Annotated in this window: 6 protein-coding genes; 1 reads left to right on the plus strand and 5 read right to left on the minus strand. The window is 60.8% G+C overall.

Annotated elements, in window-relative coordinates; translation table 11 throughout:
• Positions 1-64 precede the first annotated feature (64 nt).
• Positions 65-7,804 carry a dermonecrotic toxin domain-containing protein gene (locus tag ABTV87_RS22145; RefSeq protein WP_433898358.1) on the plus strand — a complete coding sequence of 2,580 codons (7,740 nt, stop codon included), beginning with the start codon at positions 65-67 and terminating at the stop codon, positions 7,802-7,804.
• A 48-nt stretch (positions 7,805-7,852) separates the two neighbouring features.
• Here ABTV87_RS22145 and argR read toward each other — a convergent pair whose 3' ends face one another.
• The 5 genes from argR to ABTV87_RS22170 form a co-directional block, all read right to left on the minus strand.
• On the minus strand, positions 7,853-8,833 hold the full coding sequence (argR, locus tag ABTV87_RS22150) for a transcriptional regulator ArgR (protein ID WP_258712200.1): 981 nt from the start codon (positions 8,831-8,833) through the stop codon (positions 7,853-7,855).
• 244 nt (positions 8,834-9,077) lie between these two features.
• Positions 9,078-9,842 (minus strand): ABC transporter ATP-binding protein, encoded by a 765-nt coding sequence (locus tag ABTV87_RS22155; protein ID WP_003227281.1) that lies wholly within the window; start codon positions 9,840-9,842, stop codon positions 9,078-9,080.
• A gap of 23 nt (positions 9,843-9,865) precedes the next feature.
• Complete coding sequence (locus ABTV87_RS22160) at positions 9,866-10,978, minus strand: succinylglutamate desuccinylase/aspartoacylase family protein (RefSeq protein WP_289203634.1); 1,113 nt, start codon at positions 10,976-10,978, stop codon at positions 9,866-9,868.
• Between the two features lies 1 nt (position 10,979).
• Positions 10,980-11,678, minus strand: a complete 699-nt coding sequence (locus ABTV87_RS22165; protein WP_007951062.1) for an ABC transporter permease — start codon at positions 11,676-11,678, stop codon at positions 10,980-10,982.
• Positions 11,675-12,364, minus strand: coding sequence for an ABC transporter permease (locus ABTV87_RS22170; protein WP_007951063.1), 690 nt, complete (start codon positions 12,362-12,364; stop codon positions 11,675-11,677). The genes ABTV87_RS22165 and ABTV87_RS22170 overlap by 4 nt, the downstream gene beginning before the upstream one ends.
• Positions 12,365-12,423: the final 59 nt, after the last annotated feature.

Below are 12,423 nucleotides of genomic sequence, written 5' to 3' on the forward strand. Positions count from 1 at the left end.
CCACCTGGCACGGGATGCATTTTGCTCTGCTTGAGCTCTTTTTCGACGCTCAAGGACACCAACGATGCCTTCCACCACCGGGCAACCGCCCGCCAGTTCGCCCACGCCCGGTGCGACCGCGCAAAACCCCGCTTCCCACTACGAGCCACTGGTGAAAGCGATCCCTGAATGGCTGGGCAAGGCGTCACCCGCCCGACGCACGGCCTTGAAGAACAGCCATCGCGCCCTCCCCGACCCGTTCAGGTCAGCACCCGCAGATCAACATCAAGCGCTCAGAAGCGCCATAACGCGGCACATGACCGCGCAGAATGCCGTCGATCAGATGCTCGAACGGGTACAGAACGCCAGCAGCTTCGCCGAGCCGATTCTGACCGAGGCGCTGAAATCGCGTTTCGACCTGGATCTGAACGTCAACGACACCTTTCTGCAGTTGTACATCCCGGTGAAGGCAGCAGGCATCACCACCGGCACCCGGACGTGGACGGTGTCACTGCTGGATGCAGCCCTGCATAACTTCGAGGCTGGCGAAACAGAAGCAGATGCCTACACCAGCGGCTCCTCGTTCATCACCCGGCCGTCGGCGACAGGGCAATTCGAAACGCTGGTACCGCTGAACGCAAAACCCGGTATCCCGGCCTTCTCCCATCTTTGCCGGGAGCTGGATATCGGCGCTCGCTACAAGGTTTATCTCGAAGAAAATCTCGCCATCTCCAGCCCGGTAGCGGCTGCGGTCCTGCGGCACAGAGTCAATACAGCGCAAAAAACCGCATTGCGCGCGGCGCTGAAGATGGCGCGCATGCAGGGCGATATCGGACATGCGAATCGGCATTCGATTGAACGATTGCTGGATGGTGCGTCTACCGTATTGATGAACGGTCAGCCAATGCGCTGCCACGACTTGACGATGATGTCGGTCGCCCTGACCGGAGTCGTGATATTTGCACCAGACCTCGAACGCGCAAAAACCGCAGTCACGGTGGTGGCTTACTTTCCGGATGATCCTGAACATCCGGTAAAGGAATACCGCTCCACCGCAGACCTTGCCAAGGAACTGACCCGGCAATTACGCGATACGGAGTACCAACGATTCTTCAGCCGCTTCGTCGCTCACGAGCAGCGTGGACAATTTTTCGGCCAGCTCAGGCAACGACTGAGCGAAACCAAATGGCACCCACCACAGGCCGACAGCCAATTGCCGCCCTGGCGCGACACCCCCGTCGAAAAGCCTGACCTGCAATGGGCAGTCACGCCCTTCGTCGGCCAATTTCTGGAACACCTTTACCAAGGCAAGTTGAACAAGATTCTCAACGATGCCGCAGTGATCGCAGTTCCCACCGCCATGGTCGATCGCAACGCACGCTGGAAACGCTGGGATTCATTTGTCAGTGTCGCGGCGTCGATCCTGGAAACCGCCGCGTTCGTCGTCCTGCCGTTCGTACCGTTTCTGGGCGAAATGATGATGGCGTACATCGCTTACCAACTGCTCGACGAGGTTTTCGAATCGGTCATCGAATGGGCTGAAGGCCAGACAACCGAAGCCAGCGAACATTTCTTTGCTGCGCTCGAATCACTGATCCAGCTCGGCGCTTTCGGCGGTGGCACCGGCATTGCCATGGCCGAGCTGCCCAAGGTGTTGCCGGCCGAAGTCGTGGCGTTCATGGACCGCTTCCGGCCGGTGAAACTGCGCAACGGCAAAACCCTGTACTGGAAGCCGGATCTGCAAAACTATGCCCGCGACACCGTGCCAGCGGCAGATTCCACACCCGACGCACAGGGTCTGCATCGGCACGAGGGTAAAAAACTGCTACCGCTGGATCAGGCACATTACGTCGTCAGCGATCACGAAGTGCCCGGTAAGTGGCGCATCGAACACCCTGCCCGCACCGACGCCTATGAACCCGTCGTGCGGCATAACGGCGAGGGGGCGTTTCACACCGAGCTGGAAAACCCGCTGCAGTGGGACAGCACCACTGCGTTGCAGCGAATCGGCCACAGCGTGGAGTCGTTTACCCCGACGCAGCGCGAACGCATTCTGAAAGTCAGCGGTTATACAGAAGACGGTTTGCGCAAAATGCACGTGAATCAGGAGCGCATACCGCCGCTGCTGGCCGACACCCTCGAGCGTTTCAGGATCGACCAGGATTTGCAGACGTTCATCGAGCAGATGAGCAGCGACGATCCAGCGACTTATCGAAAGGCCGATCCGCTGATACAGCTTCAGTTGCTCCACGAACAGGACTTGTGGCCGGACTCCCGGCGTCTGCGCCTGATCGATGCCGGGGGCAAAAGGGTCTGGCAGTCCTCCGGCGATGCGCAGCCCACACTGACCGAGATTCACGCTGACCGACTGGTAGACGGCGACTTGCTCAAGACCCTGTTGCTGACCCTCGACGAGGGCGAAATCAACACCCTGCTCAATGAAGACTTCGGGCAAAAAATCGCCCTCGATGTGCGCACTCGCCAACTCCGGATCCGGCTCGCGCAGATTGCCGAACAACAGCGGCCAGCCCTGTTCGAACAACGTTATGCGTCACGCCAGCCGCGCAATGTCCCTCTCGAACAACAGGTAGCCAGATACGCACCAGAGCTGCCAGCCCGAATCATCGAAGAACTCATTCACACCGCCACCGGCACCGAGCTGCTGCAACTGGGCGAAGGGCAAATTCCAGAGCGTCAGCAGCAGCTTTGCGAAACCGCCCTGCACGAACTGCGCATCACCCGCGCCTATGAAGGACTGGAAATCGATTCGGTGCGCAACCCGGATTCCGAAACCCTGGCACTGCACAGCCTGCCGCTACTGTCGGGTTGGTCAGATGCTGTGAGTCTGGAAGTCCGCGACCAGTCGTTTACAGGGAAAAGAGTCGACACCACCGGCCCCGTGGGTGCGGCCATCGAGAAAATTCTGGTACGCCGGGCCGATGGCACATGGCAGCCGTTTGATCAGACCGGACTGGAATTGCACGGCCCGACGGATTTCTACACCTGCGTGCTGCAAGCCTTGCCTGATGCCCAACGCCAGGCCCTGAACCTGCAGATCGGCGAAGGACCAAAACTCCGGCAACTGATTCGCGACAATCCCCTGCCCCGCGCCAATCTGCGCCTCACTCTGGCAGTCGAAAGCGCTCCCGCCAGTGAGGTCGACACCTTGCGTCTGCTAGGCGCTGAAGGTTACTCACGCAATGTGTCACACGACGATTCTCCGCCCACTCTGGAAGCGCGGGTGCGCGATGTTTTTCCCGGCATCACCGAGGACGGGCAGCGGGCGATGGTGCAGCATCTGCAAAGCCATCTGGAGAACCCGATTGCCGAGCTGTCGCGCCTGCGCCTCGAATACGCACGTCTGGAGATCGACCTTGATCAGTGGCGACTGAGAGACGTGCTGGTCGATCCTGTAACCGGCCAGGAACTGTCTCTAGCCCGGCGAGCAGCGGCCGCACGCGATCGACAGCTTTTCTCCCGAACCCTGCTCAGTTGCTGGCGCCGGGAAACCCCGCAGCGCTTTGGCTACCGCATGCGTTTTATCGAACCGTTGCTGGGCGATCTGCCGGAGCTGACGGCAGACTTCAGTCACGTCGTCAGCCTGGAGCTCTGCGGCAGTGGAACATCGGCGGACATCGAGAACTTTATTGGTCGCTTCCCTCGACTGACCCGTCTGGATCTACAGCACTTCGACCTGCACAACCTGCCGCAAGGCCTCTCGACCATGCCGACCCTGCGCCAATTGCGCCTGCGTCAATGTGGAATCGTTCTGACCCCGGAAAACCAGGCGCTGCTGACGTCACTCGACGAGCTGGTTGAGCTGGATCTCAAGGACAATCCGCTGGGGACGAGCTTTGACATGACCTTCATGCCATCGCTGACCTACCTCAACCTGTCCCGCACCGGGATTTCCGAAACCCCACCCGGTTTGATCGACCATCCGCAGATCAGAAGCGCCTGGCTGACCGACAACCGGATCAGCACGCTGCCGCCAGCGCTGTTCGAGTTCTCGCCCGTCGCCGGCGCCGGATACGACTTCTCCGGCAATCCACTCTCCGCTGTCACACGCGAGCAAGTGAAGACCTATTTCACCGGCACCGGCGTCAATTTCGGCGTGCGCGCCGAACAAGCCGATATCACCCGCACCAGGGCGCTTTTTCCGGATATCGACGAAGGCCAGGCCAGCAGTCTGATTTATCGCTTGCCCGGTTCACTGATCCAGGGTCGCTTGCAACTGACCGCGTGGGAAACCGAGCTGGCCACATTGAACGCGGACCTGAACGTTTGGGCACGGGATACCCCCGACCGCCACCCGGTAAGTGGCGCAATGCTTGAGGCCAACGAGCGCTTCACGGAACAGGACGCACGCGAGACTTTCGCCGGCAAGTTGCTGCGCCTGTGGCGTCACCGCTCGAAAATCCATCCGCACGCCAGGGCCGATGTCTTCACGGCCGATGCCACGTTCATCGGTGACCTGCCGGAGCTGAGCGCCGACTTCAGCCACATCACCGCACTGACCCTCAACGGCAACAAAGGCCTGCGCGGTGACGCGCCGTTTCTGCGCAGTTTCTCTCGGCTGAAACGCTTGATTCTGCGTAACGGCGAACTGGATCAACTGACCCGGACGCTCAATTGCCTGCCGATGCTGGAGGTATTGGTGCTGGATAATTGCGGCGTGAGCTTCACTGCCGAATCACTGACAGCACTGGCCGCGATGCCCAGACTCGAATCACTGGAACTGCCGGGCAATCCGCTGAACCTGGTGCCCGACCTGCAAACCCTGAACACCCTGACCTACCTTGATCTGTCACGCACGGGCTTGCTGGAAGTCCCGCCCGGCCTCCTCGATCACCCGAAAATCAAGACCGCCATCCTCAGCGAGAACCAGATCACCGAATTGCCCGAAGCCCTGTTTGAGCTATCGGCCCAGGCCGGTGACAGCTACGACCTTTCAAACAATCCGCTGAGCACCGGCACTCGCGAGCGGATCAAGCAGTACTACCGCGAAACCGGCCAGGACTTCGCCGTACTCGCCGACGCGGCGGATATCGAAACCACCCAGCAGCTGTTTCCCGACCTCGACACACAGGACGCCAGCGACGTGTTCTACAGTTTGCCGGGCTCGCTCGAACTCGGCCGCAGCCAACTGCGGCACTGGCAGGCCGAAATCCGTCAACTGAATGCCGACCTCGCGCAATGGGCTGTTGCCGGGCCAAGTGTTCATCCGACCACGGGGCAATTGCTCAATCCACGACAAATCTTCGTGACGCAAACAAACAGGCGATTGTTCGCTCAGCGGATCGAAGAACTATGGCGCTTCCGGTTTGCCGAAAAGCCCACAGAACGAGGCAACGTCCTGATCGCGGAGCTGCCCTTCATTGGCGAGCTACCCGCGCTGTCGGCAGACTTCAGCCACATCGCCGAACTGACCCTCGACGGCAACTCGACCCTGAGCGGCGTCGACGCTTTCCTATCGTCCTTCACCGGTCTTCGCCATCTGGAACTTCACGAGTTCAAACTGGAGCAACTGCCCGAGGCTTGCGAACGCATGCCGTTGCTGGAGCGTCTGGTGCTTGAGTACTGCGAGTTGACCCTGACACCGCCAACCCCGTCCCGCCTGTCCTCCATGACCCGGTTGCAGATGCTCAACCTGAGCCACAACCCGTTGGGCGCCGCACCGGATTTGCAGGCATTGCCGGCACTGACTCACGTGCGCTTGATCAACACCGGTATCACTCACCTGCCCGAAGGCCTGGTCGAACATCCGACTCTGATCATGGCCAACTTCGATCACAACCGGATCAGCGAACTGCCAGACAGCCTGTTTGACCTGCCCGCGCTCTCGCCCAATCAATTCATTCTCGGGGAAAACCCGCTGTCCCTCGCCACTCGCGAACGGATCAAGTCCAGTTACCAGCGCACCCGACAGAATTTCGGCGTATCGATGCCGCAGGCCGATATCAGGCGCGTGCTAGCCCTGTTTCCAGAACTGGATGCCGAGCAAGCGAGTCGCCTGTTGTATCTGTTACCGGGAACACTCGATCACGGTCGACTTCAAATCGGCCACTGGGAATCGGAATGGCAACAGCTGGAGACCACGCTCAGCCGCTGGGTCGGGGAGATTCCCGAGCGACATCCGTCAACCGGCACCCCGCTCACTGAAGAGGACAACGTCGTCGAACGCTCCGGCCGTGATCAATGCCGCCGGGATCTGCAAGCATTCTGGCGTGCACGCTCGACCGCCCAGCCCGAGTTGCGGTCAGACCGGCTGATGCTCAACCTCCCTTTCATGGGTGAGCTGCCCGCACTGGACGCTGACTTCAGCCACGTCACCACCTTGTCCATTACGGGTAACGCCCAACTGCGCGCCGGCGATGATTTCTTCGGCGCGTTTACAGGGCTGAAAACCCTGGAGCTGCGCGATCTCGGTTTGCAGCAAATGCCGGCCTCGCTCAAACGCATGCCCACCCTGGAAAATCTGGTGCTGAGCAATTGCGCGGTGGTGCTGGATGCACAAGGGCGCGCCATTCTCGCTACCCTCACACGCCTGAAGAAGCTCGACCTATACAACAATCCGCTGGGACTGGCGCCAGACATCCGCACCCTGCCGGCACTGGATTTTCTCGACCTGGCCGGCACTGCCATCAGCGAAGTTCCCGACGGCGTCATCAACCATCCGGAACTGGAAATCGTCATCCTCAACAACAATCGCATCAGCGAAATTCCCGAGGAAATCTTCAACTTGCCGGCGGATATCGGCAATGGCTACGACTTCGGCAACAACCCCCTGAGCCCCGCGATACGCGAGCGGGTCAAGGACTACTTCCGGCGCACCGGCGGTGATCTCGGCGTGCTTGCCGATGAGGCAGATCGGGCAAGGGTACAGACGCTATATCCCGCGATGGACAATGAGCAGGCCAGCACTTTTATCTATCGCCTGAGCGGGACATTGGCCGATGGTCGCAACGAAGTGGCTCGTCGGGAAATGGCGCTGAGCGATCTCACCCGCAGCCTCGCGCAGTGGAGCGGCGACATCCCTGTAAATCCACTCAACGGCCAACCGCTGCCCGAAACCGCGCGCCTGCGTCAGGAACAGCTGCGTTCACAATTCGCCGAAGCGCTGCTGACTTGCTGGCACAAAATCCCGATGGAGGATTCAAGTCTCGACAGCTACGGGTTCAGCCACACCGTGAGTTTCCTCGGCGAACTGCCGACACTCGGTGCCCGGTTCCCCTATGTGCCGGACCTGTTCCTGGTGGGTGACGGCCACTCGTCACGGCTTGGACGCTTCCTTGAAGCCTTTCCCGGGCTGGACAGCCTGGCCATTCGCGAATGCAATCTGGGCGATATTCCCAAGGACATTTTCACCATGAGTCAACTGACGGCGCTGAGCCTGCCGGACTGCGAAATCAGCCTGACACCTGAATCGGTGGCAGCACTGGCGAGCATGGACAAACTCGAAGTGCTCAACCTGCGCGACAACCCGCTGGGCCTGACGCCCGACATCAGCAACCTGCACAGCCTCACCGACCTCGACCTGAGCGATACCGGGATCACCGAAATCCCCAAAGGGACGCTGGAAAACCTGCACTGGAACGAGATCGACCTGTCCGGCAATGCGATCACGGACGTGCCGGAAGAAATCATGGATGTGCCCGCGTCAGTCGGCGACCGCTACGACTTGCGCAACAACCCGCTGTCGCCGCAAAGCCTGGCAAGGGTTCGGGCCTACTATCAGGAAACGGGCAACAACCTGAACGTCAACGGCATCGACGGCATGCCGCGCCCACCGGAAATGAGGCCTGATCTGGAAATCGAAGACTGACGGGTGCAGCGCCATGGCAGCCAATGCCATGGCGTGGTTGGCGAGGGATCAACCGCGCTCGGGCGGCACCGACGACAGTTCGAACGGACTGCTGCTGCGCCGCTGGTTGCGGTCTTCCCGCGGCGTGGCGCCGAAGAAGTTGCGGTAGGCGCTGGAGAAGTGCGGCCCCGAAGAGAAACCGCACGAAAGGCCGATCTGGATGATCGACTTGCTGGTTTGCATCAACATCTGCCGGGCCTTGTTCAGGCGCAGTTCCAGGTAGTACTGGCTCGGCACGCGGTTGAGGTATTGCTTGAAGATCCGCTCCAGCTGGCGACGGGACACGCATACATGCTGGGCGATTTCGTCGGTGGTCAGCGGCTCTTCGATGTTGGCTTCCATCAGCAGCACCGCCTGGGTGAGCTTCGGATGGCTGGAGCCGAGACGGTTCTGCAATGGAATGCGCTGACGCTCGCCACCTTCACGGATGCGCTCGACCACCAGTTCTTCGGAGACCGCACCTGCCAGTTCCGCACCGTGATCGCGGGCCAGTACGGCCAGCAGCAAATCGAGTACCGACATGCCGCCGCATGCGGTCAGGCGATCGCGATCCCAATCGAACAGATGACTGGTGGCGATGACTTTCGGGAAGCGTTCGGCGAAATCGTCCTGCCAGCGCCAGTGCACCGCCGCGCGGTAACCGTCGAGCAGACCGAGTTGCGCCAGCGGATACACACCGGCCGACAGACCGCCGATCACACAACCGGCGCGCACCACTTGCTTGAGCGCGCTGCTGAGTGCCGGCGCCAACGTGGTCGGTGGCTCGTCAGCGAGCAGGAACAGTTTCTGGAAGTTTTCGAGTTTGCCGGCCCAGGGTTCGCCGGGCAGTTGCCATTCACCTTCGGTCGGTGCTTCGGCCTGCAGGAACGACAGCTCGTAAACCACGTCCGGATGCACACGCTGGGCAACACGCAAGGCCTCCTCCGCCAGCGCCAAAGTCAGAGCTTTAGTGCTGGGCCAAATCAGGAAACCAATTCGATGGGCAGTCATGGGCGGGCAATCCGAAGCGAAGAACGGTGATGAAGGCAAGGGCCAATGCTAGCCCGAAAATGAACACAAATCTTGAAACTGGCGCAGATCCCTTGTGGGAGCGAGCTTGCTCGCGAAAACGGTGTGTCAGCTGGCATCACTGCTTCTGAACCATCGCATTCGCGAGCAAGCTCGCTCCCACAGAGGAATCTGGTCCGCCTTCAGATCGCGAAGCATGACCTAATTTGGTGCATAACGGGAGCGATTACTTGAGGCTGCCCGAGAGGAATTGTTGCAAACGTTCCGACTGCGGATTGACCAGCACTTCACGCGGGTTGCCGCTTTCTTCGACGACGCCTTTGTGCAGGAACACCAGCTGGTTCGACACTTCACGGGCGAAGCCCATTTCGTGGGTCACCACCACCATGGTCCGGCCTTCCTGAGCGAGGGCCTGCATGACTTTCAATACGTCGCCGACCAGTTCCGGGTCGAGGGCCGAAGTCGGTTCGTCGAACAACATCACTTCCGGTTCCATCGCCAGCGCCCGGGCGATCGCCACACGCTGCTGTTCGCCACCGGACATGTGCCCCGGGAACGCATCTTTACGATGAGCCACGCCGACCTTGTTCAGGTAGTGCTCGGCTTTCTCGCGGGCTTCGGCCTTGGACACGCCCAGCACGTGAACCGGCGCTTCCATGATGTTTTCCAGCGCGGTCATGTGCGACCACAGGTTGAAGTGCTGGAACACCATCGACAGGCGCGAACGCATGCGTTGCAGCTGTTTCGGATCAGCGGCTTTCAGCGCGCCGTCCTTGTTCGCCACCAGTTTCAGCTCTTCGTTGTTGAGCAGGATCTTGCCCGCGTGCGGCTGCTCGAGCAGGTTGATGCAGCGCAGGAAAGTACTTTTGCCGGAGCCACTGGAGCCGATGATGCTGATCACATCGCCGGCGGCCGCTTTCAGGGAAACGCCCTTGAGCACTTCGTGACTGCCATAGCGTTTATGCAGGTCTTGGACTTCAAGTTTGTACATGCGGTCGGTTCTCACAAAAACAGTCAGTCGTTGAGCAAAGGGCCGTCGCGCAGCGCATCGCGCCCCGCCACTTTGGCCAGCCAGAAACCGGGTTGGGCGTAACGCAGCCGCTCAATGGCAAACAGCACCCCGGACGTACCAGCACACACCGTGCTGACCCGATCCGACAGCGGATCGATCACTTCGAAAATCTTGTCACCGGCTTCAACCCACTCGCCGGGCTTGCGCAGAAAACTCACCACGCCAGGATGCGGCGGCAGGAGCAATTCAGTGCCTTCGAACGGCATGCCTTCGCACGGCTCGTGTGCCGCGCTCGGCCACTCACCACGGATCAGGCCTTGCTCGGCGAGGAACGCCAGAATGCCTTCGGCCCAGGCTTCGGCCTGCGCCGGCGTGGTGTCAGCCTGACCGCCGAGTTCAACGGTGGTCGCCAGGCACGCCAGTGGAATCTGTGCATCCGGGAACAGGCGCGACAGACGCAGCCACGGCAACGAACAGGCTTCATCGAACGAGCTGCCGCCGGAATCTTCCGCCAGCAGGCCGACCTTCACATCCAGGTGCGCGGCGAGCGAACGCCACTGCGGCCAGTGCTGCGGCAAGGCGTACATGTGCAGCGCGGCTTCGCAGTCGCAATGCAAGTCCAGCACCACATCGGCGGTGGCGGCGTGTTGCAGCAGGATGCGCTGCATGCCTTGCAACTGGCTGCTGGCCTCGGGCAATGCGGCCAGGTGATCGGCCATCGCCTGACGGATCAGGCGGATGTTGGCGTGCGGATCATCACCGAGTTGTCCTTCCAGCCTGGCGGCCACGGGGGCGCTGAGCTCGACGAAATCACGGTTGAAATTCTTGCCGCTGCCGGCCTCGAAACGACCCTGATGGTTGCCTTGCAGCAACTGGCCAAGACCCAGCGGGTTGGCCACCGGCACCAGTTCGATGACGCCGTTGAGCAGGCCTTTGGCTTCGAGTTCGCCGAGGCGTTTTTTCAGTTCCCAGGCGGTGCGCATGCCGGGCAGTTCGTCAGCGTGGAGGCTGGCCTGAATGTAGGCCTTGCGCTCGCCGCTGCCAAAGCGAAATACCGAAATCCGGCGCTCGCTGCCCAGGTGGCTCCACGGCAGAACGTGGTCGATGCGTTCCATATCAGTGCTTCCTCGGGGCCAGGTAGCTCAGCCAGCGACGCTCGGCCAGCTTGAACAGGCGCACCAGAATGAAGGTCAGGCATAGGTAGAACACGCCGGCGGTGATGTACGCCTCGAACGGCAGATAGAACTGCGCGTTGACGGTACGGGCCGCGCCGGTGATGTCAATCAGGGTCACGATGGACGCCAGACTGGTGGTCTGCAGCATCATGATCACTTCGTTGCTGTACTGCGGCAGCGCCCGGCGCAGGGCCGATGGCAGCAGGATGCGCTTGTACATCTTGAAGCGCGACATGCCCATGGCCTTGGCTGCTTCGATCTCGCCGTTCGGCGTGGCCTTGAGGCTGCCGGCGATGATTTCGGCGGTGTAGGCGCTGGTGTTGATCGCGAACGCCAGGCACGCACAGAACGTTGCGCTGGACAGCCACGGCCAGAGGAAGCTTTCACGCACGGCTTCGAACTGGGCCAGACCGTAGTAGATCAGGAACAGCTGAACCAGCATCGGCGTGCCGCGAATCACGTAGGTGTAGAGCCAGGCTGCGCCATTGACCACGGCGTTCTTGGACACACGCATCAGCCCCAGCGGCAGGGCCGCGAGCAGACCGAAGAACAGCGACAGCGCGAGCAACTTGAGGGTCGTGACCAGACCGCCGAGGTACAGCGGCAGGGCCTCCCAAATGACGTTGTAGTCGAAGATCATAGATCAGCCGCCCTTACGCCTACCGAGTAGCGCTTCTCAAGGTGACGCAGCGCCAGCAACGAGACACTGGTGATCACCAGGTACATCGCCGCCACTGCGAGGAAGAAGGTGAAAGGCTCGCGGGTGGCGTCGGCCGCCTGCTTGGCCTTGAACATCATGTCTTGCAGACCGACCACGGAAATCAGCGCGGTGGCCTTGGTCAACACCAGCCAGTTGTTGGTGAAACCCGGAATCGCCAGACGAATCATCTGCGGCACCAGCACGCGGAAGAACACCTGGAAGCTGCTCATGCCGTACGCCATGCCGGCTTCGGCCTGACCTTTGGGGATCGCCATGAACGCGCCGCGGAAGGTTTCCGACAGGTACGCACCGAAGATGAAGCCGAGGGTGCCGATACCGGCGGCCAGCGGGTTCAGGTCGATGTAGTCGTCATAGCCGAGCATTGGTGCGACGCGGTTGAGCAAGTCCTGACCGCCGTAGAAGATCAGCAGGATCAGCACAAGGTCGGGAATACCGCGAATCACCGTGGAATACAGATCGCCCAGCCACGCCAGCCAGCGCACCGGCGACAGGCGCAACGCGACGCCGATCAGCCCGAGAACGATGGCCAGGGCCATGGACGACAAGGCGAGCTGAAGCGTCAGCCAAGCGCCATCGAGGATGACAGCCCCGTAGCCTTTCAACATGATTCAGGTCCTCGAAAGTTGGGATGAAAAAATGGCGCAAACCGCAGAGATCCTGTTGC

The organism is Pseudomonas sp. PSE1(2024) (assembly GCF_050990555.1).
In the GTDB taxonomy this organism is placed as follows: domain Bacteria; phylum Pseudomonadota; class Gammaproteobacteria; order Pseudomonadales; family Pseudomonadaceae; genus Aquipseudomonas; species Aquipseudomonas aphyarum.

Bases quoted from the DNA above. Each gene is read 5' to 3' on its own strand.
- ABTV87_RS22145 (WP_433898358.1), top strand. From the start codon at position 65: ATGCCTTCCACCACCGGGCAACCGCCCGCCAGTTCGCCCACGCCCGGT.
- argR (WP_258712200.1), bottom strand. From the start codon at position 8,833: ATGACTGCCCATCGAATTGGTTTCCTGATTTGGCCCAGCACTAAAGCT.
- ABTV87_RS22155 (WP_003227281.1), bottom strand. From the start codon at position 9,842: ATGTACAAACTTGAAGTCCAAGACCTGCATAAACGCTATGGCAGTCAC.
- ABTV87_RS22160 (WP_289203634.1), bottom strand. From the start codon at position 10,978: ATGGAACGCATCGACCACGTTCTGCCGTGGAGCCACCTGGGCAGCGAG.
- ABTV87_RS22165 (WP_007951062.1), bottom strand. From the start codon at position 11,678: ATGATCTTCGACTACAACGTCATTTGGGAGGCCCTGCCGCTGTACCTC.
- ABTV87_RS22170 (WP_007951063.1), bottom strand. From the start codon at position 12,364: ATGTTGAAAGGCTACGGGGCTGTCATCCTCGATGGCGCTTGGCTGACG.